At 62.3% G+C, this 15,741-nt stretch carries 15 protein-coding genes and 1 riboswitch; of the genes, 11 read left to right on the top strand and 4 right to left on the bottom strand.

Annotated elements, in window-relative coordinates; genetic code table 11:
* Positions 1–32 precede the first annotated feature (32 nt).
* Both NX775_RS04170 and NX775_RS04165 read right to left on the bottom strand, forming a co-directional pair.
* Positions 33–2,162, bottom strand: coding sequence for a TonB-dependent siderophore receptor (locus NX775_RS04170; RefSeq protein ID WP_258834839.1), 2,130 nt, complete (start codon positions 2,160–2,162; stop codon positions 33–35).
* A gap of 82 nt (positions 2,163–2,244) precedes the next feature.
* Positions 2,245–2,342, bottom strand: a riboswitch (TPP riboswitch).
* 54 nt (positions 2,343–2,396) lie between these two features.
* On the bottom strand, positions 2,397–3,170 hold the full coding sequence (locus NX775_RS04165) for a DUF535 family protein (RefSeq protein WP_258834838.1): 774 nt from the start codon (positions 3,168–3,170) through the stop codon (positions 2,397–2,399).
* A 271-nt stretch (positions 3,171–3,441) separates the two neighbouring features.
* On the opposite strand from NX775_RS04165, the gene NX775_RS04160 reads away from it, so the two are divergent.
* Positions 3,442–3,786: a hypothetical protein gene (locus tag NX775_RS04160; RefSeq protein ID WP_258834837.1), complete on the top strand. Its 345-nt coding sequence runs from the start codon at positions 3,442–3,444 to the stop codon at positions 3,784–3,786.
* Positions 3,787–3,879: 93 nt separating this feature from the next.
* The gene (locus tag NX775_RS04155; protein ID WP_258834836.1) at positions 3,880–4,593 is read left to right on the top strand and encodes a glutathione S-transferase; all 714 of its coding nucleotides are present in this window, start codon (positions 3,880–3,882) and stop codon (positions 4,591–4,593) included.
* Between the two features lie 71 nt (positions 4,594–4,664).
* Here the strand turns inward: NX775_RS04155 and NX775_RS04150 are convergent, their stop codons facing one another.
* Positions 4,665–7,157, bottom strand: a complete 2,493-nt coding sequence (locus NX775_RS04150) for a TonB-dependent receptor plug domain-containing protein (protein WP_258834835.1) — start codon at positions 7,155–7,157, stop codon at positions 4,665–4,667.
* 253 nt (positions 7,158–7,410) lie between these two features.
* Here NX775_RS04150 and NX775_RS04145 point away from each other — a divergent pair, with 253 nt between their 5' ends.
* Together NX775_RS04145 and NX775_RS04140 are read left to right on the top strand one after the other, a co-directional pair.
* The gene (locus tag NX775_RS04145) at positions 7,411–8,298 is read left to right on the top strand and encodes an alpha/beta fold hydrolase (RefSeq protein WP_258834834.1); all 888 of its coding nucleotides are present in this window, start codon (positions 7,411–7,413) and stop codon (positions 8,296–8,298) included.
* Between the two features lie 230 nt (positions 8,299–8,528).
* Complete coding sequence (locus NX775_RS04140; RefSeq protein ID WP_258834833.1) at positions 8,529–8,846, top strand: hypothetical protein; 318 nt, start codon at positions 8,529–8,531, stop codon at positions 8,844–8,846.
* Positions 8,847–9,100: 254 nt separating this feature from the next.
* Here the strand turns inward: NX775_RS04140 and NX775_RS04135 are convergent, their stop codons facing one another.
* Complete coding sequence (locus NX775_RS04135; RefSeq protein ID WP_258834832.1) at positions 9,101–9,517, bottom strand: alpha/beta hydrolase; 417 nt, start codon at positions 9,515–9,517, stop codon at positions 9,101–9,103.
* Between the two features lie 756 nt (positions 9,518–10,273).
* Between NX775_RS04135 and NX775_RS04130 the strand changes: the two genes are divergently transcribed.
* From NX775_RS04130 to cpaB, 7 genes are read left to right on the top strand one after another with little or no spacing between them, the layout of a single operon-like run.
* Positions 10,274–10,576, top strand: a complete 303-nt coding sequence (locus NX775_RS04130) for a hypothetical protein (RefSeq protein WP_258834831.1) — start codon at positions 10,274–10,276, stop codon at positions 10,574–10,576.
* 18 nt (positions 10,577–10,594) lie between these two features.
* On the top strand, positions 10,595–11,956 hold the full coding sequence (locus tag NX775_RS04125) for a pilus assembly protein TadG-related protein (protein WP_258834830.1): 1,362 nt from the start codon (positions 10,595–10,597) through the stop codon (positions 11,954–11,956).
* Positions 11,953–12,888: a hypothetical protein gene (locus tag NX775_RS04120; protein WP_258834829.1), complete on the top strand. Its 936-nt coding sequence runs from the start codon at positions 11,953–11,955 to the stop codon at positions 12,886–12,888. Before NX775_RS04125 ends, NX775_RS04120 begins: the two co-directional genes overlap by 4 nt.
* Positions 12,885–13,718: a hypothetical protein gene (locus NX775_RS04115; RefSeq protein ID WP_258834828.1), complete on the top strand. Its 834-nt coding sequence runs from the start codon at positions 12,885–12,887 to the stop codon at positions 13,716–13,718. The genes NX775_RS04120 and NX775_RS04115 overlap by 4 nt, the downstream gene beginning before the upstream one ends.
* Positions 13,719–13,726: 8 nt before the next feature.
* Entirely contained in the window at positions 13,727–14,512 is a 786-nt protein-coding gene (locus NX775_RS04110; protein WP_258834827.1) for a hypothetical protein, read from the top strand.
* Positions 14,509–14,703: a hypothetical protein gene (locus NX775_RS04105; protein ID WP_258834826.1), complete on the top strand. Its 195-nt coding sequence runs from the start codon at positions 14,509–14,511 to the stop codon at positions 14,701–14,703. The genes NX775_RS04110 and NX775_RS04105 overlap by 4 nt, the downstream gene beginning before the upstream one ends.
* 2 nt (positions 14,704–14,705) lie before the next feature.
* A complete protein-coding gene (cpaB, locus tag NX775_RS04100; RefSeq protein ID WP_258834825.1) occupies positions 14,706–15,680 on the top strand; it encodes a Flp pilus assembly protein CpaB in 975 nt (324 codons plus the stop codon).
* Positions 15,681–15,741 lie beyond the last annotated feature (61 nt).

Here is a 15,741-nt window from a genome sequence, read left to right as displayed (position 1 = left end):
TTTTAGAAACCGTAGTTAGGTATTTAATCAAATCAAAAATCAATCTGCGCCGACACCCTGAATGTCCTTGGCGCCCCCGGCAACAAATACCCACCCAGCGACTGCGTCACGTCACGCCAATAGAACTTGTCGAACGCATTGTCCATCCGCGCCCGGATGATCGTGTTCAAACCACCCGCACGCAGCAGGTACGATGCGCCAAACCCGGCCACGTGGTACCCCGGCACCTTAACGCGGTTGGCCGGATCGAACACCTTGTTGCCCGAATACTGCCACTGCGCATCCAGCTTCAGTCCCGCCACTTGCGGCACCACGTATTCGACCCAGGCGGCCGTGCGCAGCTCCGGCACATTGGTGACGCGCTTGCCTTCGGTGCTGGCGTCGCCCGTGTCCTTCTGGTCCGTGTCGAGCGCCATCAGCGACAGGTTGTAGTTCAGGCCGGGCAGGGCGCGGCCTTGAGCCGACAATTCGACACCGCGGTGCGTTTGCTCGCCCGCGCGCACGAAGACGTTGGCGGCGTTCGTGTACTCGAGACCCTGTGTGATTTCAAACACGGCGCCCGACAGCGCCAGCTGCTCGTTCACATTGCGCTTGACGCCAAATTCGAACTGCTTCGAGCGGCTTGGCGAAAGCACCGTGTTCTGGTTGACGGTCTCCATCGGCGCGATGCCGCCGTATTGCAGGCCGTGGCTGATCGAGCCGTAGACGCGCCAGTCCGGCGCCGGCGCATAGACCAGTGCCACGTTCGGCAGCGCGAACGAGTCTTTCGATGTCACACGCGCCTGGTCGATTTCTTCCAGCGCATCGAGCTTGAGCTGGACATAGCGCACGCCGGCGTGCAGCGTCCAGGCCGGTGACAAGGTCAGGATGTCCTGCACGAACAGCGAACGCTCTTCGGTTGCGCGGCGTTCCATCACCGGGCCCGTCACGCGGCTGCTGTCCACCGGCGGCACGATCTGGTTTTGCCAGATATTGCTCGAGCCGACGTAGTCGTAGACGTATTCGCCAAAGCTGTCGTGGCGTTCGGCGTAGGCGCTGCCGATCGTCAGCGCGTGGCGCACCGCGCCCGTGTCGAAGCGGCCCTGCAGCATCGCTTGTGCGCCCCACGGCGTCTTGCGCTCGCCGGTGCTCTGGAAGTCATACACGTCGTAGTCACCGTTCGAGCAATAGCCCGGATAGTAGCCGTCGCCCTCGTTGCTGCAGCCGTACGGGAAGGCGGTGAAGTCGTCGCGCTTGAACCAGTGCTTGTTGGCGTTGACGGTCGCGGTCCAGGTGTCGCTGATGCGGTACTCGAAGCGCAGTCCAAGGTTGCTGCTGTCGGTGTCGACGGGGCGCGTCCACGGCTGGTCGTTGAGCAGCGTTTTTGCCGAGATCCCGGTGGGCAGGGCTTCGTTGCGCAGCAACTGGTAGCCGGGGGCGGTGACCTGCGCCTTGTGCTGGTGGTCGACGTCGATCTGGAACAGCGCATCGGGCGACATCTGCCAGTCGAAGGCGGCCGAGATGAACTGGCGCTTGCCGTCGGCGCCGCGCACGTACGATTTCAGGTCTTCGGCAGCCGCGTTGATGCGGTAGCCAAAACGGCGGTCGGCAAAGCGTCCGCCCAGGTCTACCGCGCCGTACACCGTGCCGCGTTCGCGCACTTCGACGGTGGCCGAGCGCAGCGGTGCATTGGTCGGGCGCTTGGTGACGAAGTTGAGCATGCCGCCCGGTGCCGCGACGCCGGCCTGCAGGCCCGCCAGGCCGCGCAGGACTTCGATGCGCTCCTTGTTCTCGAGCGGGATCTGGGTGTCGCCCGAGATCGCGATCATGTCCTTGCGGTAGCTGGTTGCGTTGTCGAGCGTGAAGCCGCGCACCGAAAACTGTTCGGCGTAGCCGATGGCGTTGTAGGCGTCGCCGATCGAGGCGTCATAGCGGCTCGCATCGCTGACGCTGCGAATCGACAGATCCTGCATCTGGCCCTGGCCGATCGAGGTAATCGACGCCGGCGCGTCGAGTAGCTGCGTTTCGGCGAAGCCGCCGACGCTGGCGCGGTCGAGCGCGATCCATTTGCTGCTGGTGACGACGACCGAAGGGATGGTGTCCTGCGCGACTGCGGCAGGCGTGACAACGAAGGCCTGCACGATGGCGCAGGCAAGGACTGGGTGCTTCAGAGTGAAGGTCATGGTGTGCTCGTGTTTGCGCGCCACGAGGGCGCGCCGCTTAAATTCAAGCCGGAGCCAACGTGGGGGAAGGGCAAACGAACGGGAGGGCTGCTTTGCGCTTTCCTTCGCTGGCATTATCCAGATCAGGTACGAAGGGTATGTCTCACCCGGAACAACGTTCCAGGACCCCTAGCGAAGGCGCGAGTGTAGCACGGCGCTTGACGGCCGTGGTGAATCTGGCAAGCGTCTGAAGGTTCAGGCTTGCGCGGTGGTGGGCGCTCTGGCCGCGGCGGCGGTCGTGGCGACCGGCGCCATATAGAGCAGCAGCGTCGTGCGCGCCGCCTCGCCGATCGCGCGCCACTGATCGCGGCGCTGGGCGGCGCGCTTGCGGTGCTTCGATGGCATGTCGGCCAGCGGCTTGAGGTAGAACGGCAGCGTGATCTGATAGTGGCGTGCATCGTGTTCGGCGCCGCCCAGAATGCGCCAGAAGCCATCGTAGCCGCTCTCGAAGGTCGCGTGCTGGTCTGGCTGGTACGCCGGGTGCGCCGTGGCGCGCAGCGCGAGCACGCGGTCGATGTCCAGCGCCTGCGCCGCGCCCTGCAGGGCGGCAAACGCAAAGAAGCTGGGCGAATTGTTCGGAAAAGCGCGTTCGAACGCATCGAAGGCCGGACCGGCATTACGCCAGAGGCCAGCGTTGTGGGTCACCAGCGGCACGCTCGCCACCGGAAGCGCGAGCTGCGCCCCATCGGCCCAGGTCCAGGAAAGGCGATGCAACACCGCGTCATTGGCGAGCAACGTCAAGGTCAACCCATTTTGCGAATCGTCGCGCTGCGCCGTGCGCAGTTGCAGCGCAAAGCGCCCATGCTCGCCATCGTGCTGCCACAGGATCAAGCCGGCGCTGCCGTGCACCGCATCCCGGTACGCCCGGTTGAAGGTCGTCTCCTCGAAGCGGGCGTGGGAATCGGGGGACTGGTGCGCGCGCCAGTGGCGCAGGGCGTGCCAGCGTTGGGTCAATCGCGCGATGATCATGGACGCTCCAGTGGACAAAAAAGTGACGGGTGAACTTTATTAATTTAGTTCCTCAGTGCAATTATGTTCCCTATTAAAAACGTTTGCTTGGGGAAAGTGTAATGATTCGTCAGGAACCAACACGATTAAGGGCATTGGCCACGTTGACAGGGTTTCGCCGCCTTCGAGGCGTTGCTCAATCGCCACAATCGGTCGATGTCCGTGGCGCGGCACGCTCGCCGCATCACGTTGACCGTCTCAAATCCCCGGTTGCCATCGGGAGCAGGTCATAATGGCGGCACTTATTTATCAGCACGGAAGAACTTTTATGACGCACAACCAGCCGCCGGAAGGCCCGCTCGCGCAGGGCCCTGTGACCGAGCACGAATCTGTGAATGAAACGCAGTCCCGCAGCATGCACCGCACGGTGTCAAGTCGCGTCGTCGGTCAGGCAGCGCGCACAGCGACAGCCAAGACGGCCAAGGGCAAGGACAAGGACAGCACGGGCAGTCCGCAAAGGCCGAACGCCAGCCAGGTCTCGGCATGGAAGAAAGAAAACAAGGCCTCGATTGCAGAAACGGCGAAGCATTTCAACCTGCCGCCAACGATCGCCAAACGGTGGTGCGCAGTCGCCTGACGACAGGCAAAGTGCGTATGGCCGGCGTACCGTGCTTCCCGGCCTTGCTGTTCGGTCTACCATGACTTTTCTCCATCAACAGGAAAAGCAATCATGGTGCAACCCTACGAACTGTATTACTGGCCGTCGATCCAGGGCCGCGGCGAATTCGTACGACTGGCGCTGGAAGAAGCGGGCGCCGATTATGTCGACGTGGCGCGCCGTGATGGTGGCGTCGATCTGCTGACGGCCGCGCTCGAAGTCGGCGACCATCCTGCCTTTGCCCCGCCATTCTTGAAAGCCGGTGAGCAGACCATCGGCCAGGTGGCCAACATCCTGCTGTATCTGGGCGAACAGCATGGCCTGGCGCCACGCACCGAACCTGGCCGGCTCTGGGTCCATCAGCTGCAACTGACGATCGCCGATCTGGTCACCGAGGCGCACGACACGCATCACCCGATCGCCTCGATGCTGTACTACGAAGACCAGAAACCCGAGGCCAAACGCCGCGCGGCCGATTTCGTCGAGACGCGCATCCCCAAGTTCATGGCCTATTTTGCGCGGCTGCTGGCCAATCCCGAGCCGCGCGACTACCTGCTGGGCGAGCGCGTGAGCTACGCCGACCTGTCGCTGTTCCAGGTGATCGAGGGCTTACGCTACGCATTCCCCAACGCGATGAAGAAGATCGAGCAGGAGCATCCCGAGCTCACCGGCCTGCGCGACCGGGTGGCGGCGCGACCGAAGATCGCGGCCTACCTGGCATCGCCGCGCCGCATTCCGTTCAACCAGGACGGCATCTTCCGCCGCTATCCCGAGCTGGACGCGTAAGCAAGGGCAATGCAGCGTCGCCATCACGCCGGCCGATTCGGCTGGCCAGGGTGATGGCGACATTGACCGCCTCAGAACGCGTAGGTGGCGCGGCCGTAGATATAGCGGCCCGCACGACCGAACGGCGCGTACGACGAGAACGGCGTGTTGCCGGTGGTGTTGATGGATGGCGGCTGCGTCTCGGGATACTGGTCGAACACGTTGTCCGCGCCCAGCGCCAGGGTCAGCTTCGGCGTGACCGCAAGGCGGCCTTCCAGATCGACCGTGGTCCTGGCGCCCATCTCGAAGTCAAAAGCGGCCGTGGTGCCTGGCGAGAGCACTTCGCCGTAGCGCGTGGCGCGCAGCGTCGCGCCCCACTGGCCCAGACGCCAGTTCACGTTGGCGCTGACCTTGTTCTTCGGCTGGCCCTTTTCAAGCGACAGCACGTTGAGGCGATCGAACAGCAGCGGTGCCGGGCTCAGGCTCGAGAGCTGCTCAGTCGTCGGCGTCTTGGTCACTTCCGTGTCGGTGAAGTTGGCCGCCAGCGTGAAGTCCAGCTTGCCCGCATCGCCGGCGTTGTACGGCATGCTCAGCACGATGTCCACGCCCTTGGTGGTGGTGTCGACGCCATTGATGAAGAAGCGCCCGCCACCCACGCCGATGAAGCCCTGGCTGGCAATGTAGTTGCGCACGTTCGTCTGCGTCAGGTTTTCGGACAGGATGATGCGGTCGTCGATGTCGATGCGGTAGGCGTCCACCGTCAGGCTGACGGCGCCCAGACGCATCACGGCGCCGAGCGATGCGTTGATCGATTTCTCGGCGTCGAGCGGCTTGGCGCCCAGCGCGACGGCGACCGGATCATCCGGGCGGAAGGTGGTGATCTCGAACGGCACACCGTTAATGAAGTTGGTGGAGGTGGCAGTGAAGTTCTGCTGCTGCGGCGAGGGCGCGCGGAAGCCGTTCTGGATCGCGCCGCGCACGGCGAAGTTCGGGTTGAAGTCGTAGCGCAGCGCGAGCTTGCCGGCCAGGCTGTTGCCGAAGTCCGAATAGCGCTCGCCGCGCACGGCGACCGATGCCAGCAGCTCGGGCGTGACATTCGCTTCTAGGTCGATAAAGGCGCCAATCGCGTTGCGGTGCGCATCGACTTCGTTCGATGGCCGGAAGCCCGGGAACACTTGGGCGCCCGGTGCTGTCGGCGTACCGTTCGGCAGCAGCGCGCCGCCGAAGCTGTACGACTGCTCTTCGCCGGCGAACAGCTCATAGCCTTCGCGGCGCGCTTCGATACCCACGGCCACGTTCAGCGGCGACGAGAACGACGCCATCTCGACGCTGCGCACACCGGTCAGGTTCAGCACCGCCTGGTCGTACGAATAGCCACCCGCATAGAACGACGTCTTGCTGGTCGGGCCAAGGGAGCGGTTCAGCGTGTTCTCGATGGTGTACTCCATCTTGTTCTTGCCGTAGCCGAGCGAGGCGTCCATGTCCCACGCGCCGGCAACCCAGGTCACGCCGCCGGTGGCCGAAAAGTCTTTCACGGTCGGCGAGATCAATGGCAGGAAGCCGTCCGGGTAGATCGACTGGATATTGCGCGCGTCTTGCGGGATGCGGGCATAGCCGGCCGACGTGGCATCGCGGTCCTGGTAGCTCGCCCAGCCATACACCTTGACGCCGCCGCCCATGTCGTTGCCCGCGTTGGCAAACAGCGTGGATTGCTTCATGTCGGGCTCACCCGTCCACGCATTGAAACGGTTGATCGTGTTCTCGCGCGGATCGAATGCGCCGTTGACCAGCGCGTACTGCTGGCGCATGTCGTAGCCGGTACGCTCGGTGCGGTTCTGGTCGCGGAATTCGCCGGCGATCGTCAGGTAGCCGGTCTCGCCCAGCGCCAGGCCTTTCCAGATGCTGACCGTGGCGGTCTGGCCATCGGTGCGCTTGCGTGAGGCCGGGGCGGTCCAGGTGCCGCCGGCCGGTGGCGCTGCGTTGTACAGATCGTATTCGGTCTTGTTGGCGCCATAGTTGACGGTCGCTTCGCCGCCCGTGCGGTCGGTGCGCAGGCGCATGTTGACGACGCCCGAGATCGCGTCCGAGCCATACTGGGCCGCGGCGCCGTCACGCAGCACCTCGACCGTTTTGACGATTGCGGTGGGGATGGTGTTCAGGTCGACCGCTGCCGAACCGCGGCCAATCGAACCGTTGACGTTCACCAGCGATGATGCATGGCGGCGCTTGGAGTTCACCAGCACCAGGGTCTGGTCGGGCGACATGCCGCGCAGGGTGGCAGGGCGGATGGTGTCGGTGCCATCGGTCAGCGCCGGGCGTGGGAAGTTCAGCGAAGGCAGGGCCATCGACAGCGCCTGCGTCAGTTCGGTGCTGCCCGAATTCTTCAGGGTCTCGGCCGAGATCACGTCGACAGGTGCGGTGGTATCGAGCACGGTGCGATTGGCCACCCGGGTGCCGGTGACGACGACCGTCGCGGACGCTGCGGTGGTCTCGGCTTGCGGCGCCTCCTGGGCGTGGGCAAAGCCTGCGCACAGCGCGGCAATGGCAAGGGCAACTGCTGTCTTTTCCGTCTTGGCTCTCTGCATGGTGCTGGTCCTTTGATATTCAAACGCGGGTGTTCCACTGGGAAGGGCGAGGCCGGGACCTCCATTCCATACTGCTCAGCGCTTGCCATGGTGTCAATTCGTGCTAATCGCGAATGACGTAATTACAACAATGGCGACATGTCAGGCTCGTGTAAGGGCAGAAGCGCACGCGCGGACCGGTCTTTTTTTTTCATGCCGGCCCCGTGTATATTCGATGTTGCGGCAGCAAGCCGCTCACCGAATACGAGAGACGATGACAGCCCTGTTCCCCCATTTTCGCGCCCTGCAAGTCGAGGTCAACCCGACCGTGACCATCAACGCCATCGTCGGTGGTTCCGGCCCGCCGCTCCTGCTGCTGCACGGCCACCCGCAAACGCACGCCATCTGGCACCGCGTCGCACCGCGCCTGGCCGAGCAGTTCACGGTCGTGGCCTGCGATCTGCGTGGTTATGGCGATTCGTCCAAACCGCAGGGCGCGCCGGACCACGCCAACTACAGCAAGCGCGCGATGGCGGCCGACATGGTGGCGGTGATGCAGTCACTGGGATTCGCCACCTTCCGCGTACTGGCCCACGATCGCGGTGCGCGCGTTGCGCACCGGTTGGCGCAAGACCATCCGCAGGCTGTCGAGCGGATGGCGCTGCTGGACATCGCGCCAACGCTGGCGATGTACGAGCAAACGTCGGACACGTTTGCGCGCGCCTACTGGCACTGGTTCTTCCTGATCCAGCCGCCGCCGCTGCCCGAGCGCCTGATCGAGGCCGACCCGGCTGCGTACGTGCGGGACGTGATGGGCAAGCGCAGTGCAGGCCTGGCGCCGTTCGATCCGCGCGCGCTGGCCGAGTACCAGCGCTGCCTGGCGTTGCCGGGTGCCGCGCACGGCATCTGCGAAGACTACCGCGCTGCGGCGACGATCGACCTTGAGCACGATCGGGTCGACCGCGATGCCGGAAGCCGTCTGGCGCTGCCGCTGATGGTGCTGTGGGGTGAGCAGGGCGTGGTCGGACGCTGCTTTGATCCGCTCGCGGAGTGGCAACGGGTGGCGGCTGACGTGCAGGGTGAGGCGCTGCCGTGCGGGCACTATATTGCGGAGGAAGCGCCGGAGATGCTGCTCGAGCGGGTGCTGCCGTTTTTGACGTAAAGCTGAATCGGAAAACAAACAGCCTCAAGCGGCGTGGGTCGGCGAGCGACATGGCCTCGGCGCAGCCGATTGCGAACTGGCCTTTGTGGATCATGTGCATCAGCTTAATATTGGCGCGCACGGTGCCGGCAGCGCGGAATAATTTGCGGTTGAGCATCCGCCTACTAAGCTGCTTGATGGCGCGATGATTCTGTTCATTGATGTTGTTGAGGCATGTGACTTAGTACACCATGATCGGTAAGACGCTATCGGGGTTGATTGCATCAATAAGTGCCTTGTCAGTGCCTCTCTTTTCCATTTCGGCCTTCGCCGGATTGCCGTTCGCTCATTGCCTCGTCGAAGAAGTGCTTCGCCATCAGCAGGAAGTCGATGGTCTTGCATTGTTTGTCGCCAGTGCGGTAGGGATACTCCTAGTCGCCCCTGGCCTTGATGTACGTCTCATCCAAACGCCAGCCGCTCCTGACCGTACGCCAATCTTTCTGGATCATTTTCTCGACGAACGGCGGGAAACGAATCGCCCACCGGTCGATCGGCGAATGCTCGATTGATATGCCGCGCTCTTGTGTGATCTTCTTGAGGTGCCGGTCTCAGCGGGTAGGCCGCATGCTGGCGGATTCAGACCAGGATCACTTTGATAAGAAAGCGCGTCAGTCTGAAGTTGCGCATCGCGGGTCACCCTGGGTTGGACGCCGCAGTTTCCCGACCCGCTCATCGGGGCTTGCTTATCCGAAAGAATCCACGGGGCCAGCCACCCGGTTCATTAGTTGCGGCTGGTCCTTTAGCCGCAACAGTGCCGTGTTTTTCACGTATGTGCCGGCCGAGTCGCAGACGTAGAAGATCGGAAGGCCATCGAGGCCATCAAGGTCGTCGTGTTCGCAGGTAAGCAGCCATCGCGCAGCCGCCAAGCAATCTTACATTGCCGCCTGGAGCGGAAATAGCGCACCAGCCTATAGTCCACGGACCTCGCCTCGACGTGGCAGGCCCTGGCGAGCGCCGCGATCAGCGCGTTATTCATTTTTAGGTTGTCGATAACCCAGCCACCATGGTTGTCGGGTGCAGCACGCGCACTGAAATATACTGGTTCGCCATCCTCAAAGATTCGTTGCTCCACCTGAAAGTTGGCGCGTGACAGCATCCTGTCGGCGCCGTGTTGCAACAAGCGCTGCACTGACTGGATCAGCCGCGGCGTGACCCGTTTGCGGATTTGAATTCGCGGCATGGAAATCTATACGCTGTTGCAGCACTCTACTGCCTGTATCAATCGAGAAGCATTTGTGTCATGGCGTTTAGTAGTTGACTGTGATATGGCTTCTGACATTGTAACGAAGCGACGTCTATAGCGCAGTGCGCTGGGGAGCCTCAACAATACCGGCTCTGGCCGCCTCGCGCGACATTCCTGAAATCCTCTTGATCTGCTGATCGATCTTCTTTTATCCCGCGCTCATTGCGCTCGCTGTAATCGACGGTGCGCATCTGTCAGCTGGTTGCGATGAGCAGGCGCCGCTCGCTTTGCATCAAGGTCGATGGCGCGTCACCTTGACTTCGTTGGCATCCAGTGTTGTGCCAGAGGCGTGCTTTGAGGTCAGGCTGCGCACGTTATTCATGCTTCGGATTTTGTAGAAATTAAGCGCCATTCTTAACTGCAGGTCTTGCCGAGACATGCATCTGCGATCCCATAACGTTATTTCAGAAGAAATATTGTTAAGCAATGAAAACTACCTAACTAACGGAAAATTCATGAGCGAAATTTTATTTCTGAAATGGCTCATGAAGTTCCAAAAAACTATTTCCTTATGGAAATCAAAGACTTGAAGAGTTCTCGGGTCGGCAGGTTAGCACAACCGTAAGTACATGTGGTTGCCGAAAGGTGCAGAAAAAGATTTATTTTTTTATATTTTGATTGTGACATTCCGATAGTTTTAAAGCATGACTAATCCAATAGAGTTCGTGCTCTTTCGACACTTTGGGGTTCATCATGATTTCGCGCAAACTCGTTGCAAAAAAAATCGCTTCTCGTCAGCAAAAGGGTCAGGGCATGACCGAGTACATCATCATCGTGGCTCTGATCGCCGTTGCGGCAATCGCCGTCACGCAGTTGTTCGGTGCCACAATCCGTAACCAGATGGCTGGTATCTCGCAGGAAGTCTCCGGCAAGGACGGTAGTGCCGCGATTGCCCAGGCAGGAACGGCATCAGGCAAGGCCGTCACCGCGGCGAAGGACACGAATAAGAACTCGCTGTCCACGTTCGGCGATCAGTCCAACACCGGCAAGCAGTAAGCGTCGCACCAGTTCGCCATGCCACGGCCTCGCACACGACTCCATGCCAATCCGCAACTGGCCCGGCAACGGGGACAGGCGCTGCTTTTCGGCCTCTTCGTGTTGGTTACCGGCCTGGCGGGCGTGTTTTTCATGTTCAACACCGGGCAACTCACCGCGGAAAAGACCAAGCTGGTCAATACCGCGGATGCCGTGGCCTACAGTGCCGCGGTGATGCATGCCCGGGCGCTTAATTTCGATGCGTATACCAACCGCGCCATGATGGCCAACGAGGTGTTGGTGGCGCAACTAGTCAGCGTGTCGTCGTGGCTCGAATATGCTGAAGAGCACAATCAGCGTGTGACGCCATTGAACTGCACGAACATTTCTTCCGTGCCGATCGTCCTTGTATTGGTCAAATATGAACCTTTGTGTGCGTTGATGGCGTGGCAATATGCTCAGGCGGTGATCCAGCCAGCCAAACAGGGTTTCGACGCCGTGGCCCAGGGCACGATTCTGGCCACCGAAACCGCCAAGGTCGCTCTGCAAGCGACGCAAACGGCCATGTCTGCTGGCTTCCTGCCGGCCCGCAAAACGCTGATGCAACAGGTCGCCGACGCAAACTATGCAGGACTTGGTGCCGTCAAGGTGGATACCGTGCCACTGCTCGACAACTACACGCTGTTTGATGGCGAGCCGTTCATCCGTCGCTACTCTGGCAACGACCGTACCCGCTTCAAGAACGTCGAAGCGGCCGCGGCTTACAAGGATTTATTCGTTTCCAGCCGAGGCTGGAGCGACAGATCGCCTTGGTCATGTTTTTTGGCCCTGCCTTTGCGGGGCAATGCGAGCCACACGGCCAGCACGACGCTCAATGGCTTCGATGACTGGTCGGCGCGGGATGATGGAAAATTGGGCACGGAGATCTTCGTTGTCCGGCTGTTTTCGGCCAGGTGCCGGAGCCAAACCGCGTACAACCTGGGCGACGGCAGGCAGTCTGCGAAGAAGACCGGCGGCGACTGGTACTACAGCGGCGTGCCCAGCTTCTACGACCTGTCCACCAAGGCATTTGGGTACGCGCCGGAAAACGCCGACGCCAACAAGAAGGAAAATCCGCGCCTGCAATTTGCCATCCGCCTCACACGCGGCAGCGCCGACCTGCGCACGTCGTCCGGCACGTCGCTCGTCAAGCCGGCGGGGCAGATGGCGATCTACGAAGGCGCTGAAGCGAAGAGTGTGATGGCCGCCGTGTCGAGTTCCGAAGTGTTCTTTGAACGCCCCACCGCGCGCGTGGACGGCAAGAAGGAACTGGCCAGCCTGTTCAACCCGTACTGGCAAGCGCACCTGATCGGCAACTCGGCCGCCGTCAAGGCCGCGGCGTTGGCCCTGCAGAATCCATGACACAGCATATGAACCACCCCCGACGGGCGACGGCAGTCGTGGCATCTGGCATGGTGCTGGTGCTACTTGGCACTGCCGCGCAGGCCACCACGCAGTACGAAACGCTCGTCCTGAAGGCAAATTCGCCACACGTCGTGTACGGCGGCGGTACCGCCGTCAAGGTCCACCGCACTCGGCTCGAAGGCTATTTCGAGGGCAAGGAAGGCAATACAGCAGCCCTGGCGGCCCTGAAGAACGACGTGCAGGCCTGCATGAAATCGCTTGCCGACAGCGGCGTCAAACTGAACCCGCCGAGCGTATGGCCCGACCACGTGACCATCGTCCGCGAGGAGCAGTACGCCACCGCGACGCGCAGGATTACCTACACCAGCGGCGCCACGCACGCCGTGGACATGCGCGATTGCAGTCTGCTATCCAGACCCTATGCGAAGGCGTTGCTAGCGTCGGGCAAGGGCGTCTGCCAGATCGACCTGGTCGCGAAAAAAGCCGATGGTGAGTGCGGGCCCGGCGGCCATGCCGATGCTCGCCCTGTCGCCAGCGCCCCACCGCGGCCGCCGGCCGACATGATGAAGCGGCTGGCCGCGAACCCCGCCTTTGCTGCGGCCATGCCACAGATGCTGAAAGCCGCTGCCATGGCGCCCGCGCGCGGCGCACAACATACGGTGGCAGGCGTGCATTGCAGGCGCTGGACGCAGCCCATCGACGACAAGGGCACGAAGTCAACGCTGTGCTATGCCATTGGTGGATCATTCTTGCCGCTGCATGCCGTTGACAAGGACGGCTTCGGCGGCCTGCTGCTGGAGAGCACCACGCCCGAAGGTTTTCAACTGAAGGCAGTCGATGCACGCCTGGATACCGAAGTAGGTGGTGCCGTCTTCGCACCGTACCTGCATAGTGGTTTCGCGATCAATGCCGACCGGAGCGTGCCATGAAGCGCCACGTTGCAACGGGTCTGCGCCGGCGGCACGATTGTGGCCAGGCATTGACGGAGTTCGTCGTCATCGCGCTGGCGCTGGTGCCGCTGTTCCTGCTGATTCCACTCATCGGCAAATACCAGAGCATCAGCCACGCCACCGAACTGGCCAGCCGCTACGTGGCGTTTGATGCGATCACCAATAACGAAGGCATGAATGCCTATAAGCCTCGTGCCCAGCTAGAGCAGGAAGTGCGGCGACGCTTCTTCAGCAATTCCGATGCGCCGATCAAAACCAACGACGAAGCGGGCGATTTCAAGGCTAACCAGAACCTGATGTGGGTCGATCCACAGGGTGCGGCACTGATCCGCCACTTTTCCGATATCAGCGTCAGTTTTGGCACGTCCAATGGTACCAGTCATGCAAGCGGCATCAGCAGCGCCGACGATGACAGGCCGTTCAACATGCCGACGCCGTTCAAGGCTGCCGATACGATGGGCCTGAAAAACGGCATCTATCGCGCCAATGTTCATGTCACGCTGGCCAACCTGAAGGACATCGGCCCCGGCTATGCATCGACCTACGAGGGTTTCAAGAACATCAACCTGTCGGTGTCGCGCCATACGGCGGTGGTGCCCGACAGCTGGACCGCTGCCGATCCGCAGCAGGTGCAGTCGCGCTTCGGCCAGAAGTTACTTTTCCCGGGCGAGTTGCTGAAGAACGCCAGGCCGCTCGTAAAAGCAGCTGTCACCGTGCTCCAGTCGCCGGCAGGCCACAACGCGCATGCTCCCAAGCTCGGCGAGCTCGATTTCTGGCGCGACGAAGTGCCGAAGGATCGCACACGATGAAGGCCGGCATGTTGACAGTTGCCGGCTGCGGCTGGCGGCATGGTTTCGCGGTCGTGCTTGGCATGTTGGCACTGGCCGTTTGTGCAGCGGTGTCGGGCGCGCCCGGCAACAGCGTGTCGGATTGGCCGGACACCGCGCTGCCCCCTGGCGCTGCGCCGTATGCCATCGGCGAGCAGCTCAATGTGAATGGCCTGCCGATGCGGCTGCGCGGCTTCAGCACCACCAGTTCGCCCGCGCTGACGGCAGCGTGGTTCCGCGATCACCTGCCGCGGCCCCTGATGGAGAACCGCGCCGGTGACCGGCTGGTGCTGGGCCGTGCCAGCGGCAATTACTACATCACGGTCCAGTTGTCGCCGCAGGGAGCCGGCACGAATGGCCTGGTGGCGGTGACCGATGTGCGCGCCAGCCTTGGGGGCCGTGCTACCACCCGTGCGGCCAACGATAAATTGCTGTCCGCGCTGCCTTCCGGCACCCAGGTCCTGAACTCGATGACCTCCATCGATGCTGGCCGCAACGCCACCTTCGTCGTGCTGGCCAATACCTACAGCGAGGACGCAAACCGCGAACGCTTGCAGCAGATGCTGCGCCGCGACGGCTACGAGCTCGAACGCGAGTCACGCGCCGCCGATGCGGGCGCCGCGGCGCTGGCAGCTATGCCACGCGGCGCGGCCGGCGGTCGCACGATGTTCTTCAGCGGGAAACGCCGCGAAGCGGTCGCCGTCATCAGCCGCATGCCGGACAACCGGGTCGTCATTGTCCTCAATACCATCACCTCGATCGAAACCTTCAAATGAATTACCGACAAGCAGGGCACACATCGCTGGAGTACGTGATCGTTTGCGCGGCCCTAGCCTTCGCGCTGTTCGTGCCGATCAGCGGCGATGCGGCCAGTCCGGAAGGCGCCCGCTCCACGCTCAAGGTCGTGCTGGATATCTTCAAGCAGTCCTACCGCGACGTCAGTCACGCCATCTCCTTACCGAACTGATCATGAACCTGGACCGTCTCAAACCGCTGCGCCGCTTCCGGCCTGGCAAGACCTGGATCGTTCTGGGTGTCGCGCTTGCCATCGGCGGTCTAGCCGCGTTTGCCGCCACCCGCTACCTGAACAACCGCGTGGAAGCGATCGAAGCGCGCACCAAGGGCAGCACCGTGCAGGTGGTGGTGGCCAAGGTAGACATCGCCCGTGGCGTCAAGCTCGATAACACCAACGTGGCAGTGCGCAACGTGCCAATTGAATATGCGCACTCTGTGGCCGTAACGCCGGACGATTTTCCCCGCATCGACGGCCAGGCATTGGCCTATCCGGTCAAGGCCGGCGAGATGGTCCTGTGGGGCCTGATGGAGGCGCAGAAGGCGCCGACATTCTCGGCACGGGTGGAAGCGGGCCGTCGCGCGATGACGGTCCCTGTCGATGAAATCAATTCCATCTCGGGCCTGCTCGAACCCGGTGACATGATCGACCTGATCGCCACGGTCGACCAGAACGGCAAGAAGCTGACGTTCCCGCTGCTGCAGCGCGTGCACGTACTGGCCACCGGGCAACGCCAGGTCGACGATGCCACCGCTGGCGACAACCGCCAGTACACCACCGTCACCATCGACACCACGCCGGCGCAGGCGCAGAACCTGATCGTGGCGCGCGACATCGGCAAGCTCACCGCGCTACTACGCAACCCGGACGACAACCAGCCGATCGGTGCTGAAGTCAACGACCTGGCGTCGTTGTTGGGCATACAAGGGCGGCCGAAGGCTGCCGGGGGCGGCCAGGCGCGGCGCGGCGTACCGGTAATCTACGGTAACAGCAAGGTGCCATCCGAGGCGTTGTACCTGCGCCGCACGGGTGGACGGGCTCTCGTCAATCCCGGCGAAGCCCCGGCGCCGGGCGCGAATACACAGTCGGCAGCGGGCGACGATGACCAGTCCGTGCCCGGCACCCAGACCACCACTATTGGCATGCGCTGAAGCGCGCCTCTTACTTTTCCTGATCCATGAGCCAGAACACAATCCAGCTGAATCTTCAAGC

Origin of the sequence: Massilia aurea (assembly GCF_024753205.1) — a bacterium.
In the GTDB taxonomy this organism is placed as follows: domain Bacteria; phylum Pseudomonadota; class Gammaproteobacteria; order Burkholderiales; family Burkholderiaceae_D; genus Telluria; species Telluria aurea.
Note: the sequence above shows the minus strand (reverse complement) of the source record. Positions and strands in the feature narration are given on the sequence as shown.

Excerpts from the sequence above, each read along its gene's own strand:
- NX775_RS04145 (WP_258834834.1), top strand. The coding sequence starts at position 7,411 with ATGACAGCCCTGTTCCCCCATTTTCGCGCCCTGCAAGTCGAGGTCAAC.
- NX775_RS04115 (WP_258834828.1), top strand. The coding sequence starts at position 12,885 with ATGAAGCGCCACGTTGCAACGGGTCTGCGCCGGCGGCACGATTGTGGC.
- cpaB (WP_258834825.1), top strand. The coding sequence starts at position 14,706 with ATGAACCTGGACCGTCTCAAACCGCTGCGCCGCTTCCGGCCTGGCAAG.
- NX775_RS04165 (WP_258834838.1), bottom strand. The coding sequence starts at position 3,170 with ATGATCATCGCGCGATTGACCCAACGCTGGCACGCCCTGCGCCACTGG.
- NX775_RS04135 (WP_258834832.1), bottom strand. The coding sequence starts at position 9,517 with ATGCCGCGAATTCAAATCCGCAAACGGGTCACGCCGCGGCTGATCCAG.
- NX775_RS04120 (WP_258834829.1), top strand. The coding sequence starts at position 11,953 with ATGACACAGCATATGAACCACCCCCGACGGGCGACGGCAGTCGTGGCA.
- NX775_RS04140 (WP_258834833.1), top strand. The coding sequence starts at position 8,529 with ATGATCGGTAAGACGCTATCGGGGTTGATTGCATCAATAAGTGCCTTG.
- NX775_RS04155 (WP_258834836.1), top strand. The coding sequence starts at position 3,880 with ATGGTGCAACCCTACGAACTGTATTACTGGCCGTCGATCCAGGGCCGC.
- NX775_RS04110 (WP_258834827.1), top strand. The coding sequence starts at position 13,727 with ATGTTGACAGTTGCCGGCTGCGGCTGGCGGCATGGTTTCGCGGTCGTG.
- NX775_RS04130 (WP_258834831.1), top strand. The coding sequence starts at position 10,274 with ATGATTTCGCGCAAACTCGTTGCAAAAAAAATCGCTTCTCGTCAGCAA.
- NX775_RS04125 (WP_258834830.1), top strand. The coding sequence starts at position 10,595 with ATGCCACGGCCTCGCACACGACTCCATGCCAATCCGCAACTGGCCCGG.
- NX775_RS04105 (WP_258834826.1), top strand. The coding sequence starts at position 14,509 with ATGAATTACCGACAAGCAGGGCACACATCGCTGGAGTACGTGATCGTT.
- NX775_RS04170 (WP_258834839.1), bottom strand. The coding sequence starts at position 2,162 with ATGACCTTCACTCTGAAGCACCCAGTCCTTGCCTGCGCCATCGTGCAG.
- NX775_RS04160 (WP_258834837.1), top strand. The coding sequence starts at position 3,442 with ATGGCGGCACTTATTTATCAGCACGGAAGAACTTTTATGACGCACAAC.
- NX775_RS04150 (WP_258834835.1), bottom strand. The coding sequence starts at position 7,157 with ATGCAGAGAGCCAAGACGGAAAAGACAGCAGTTGCCCTTGCCATTGCC.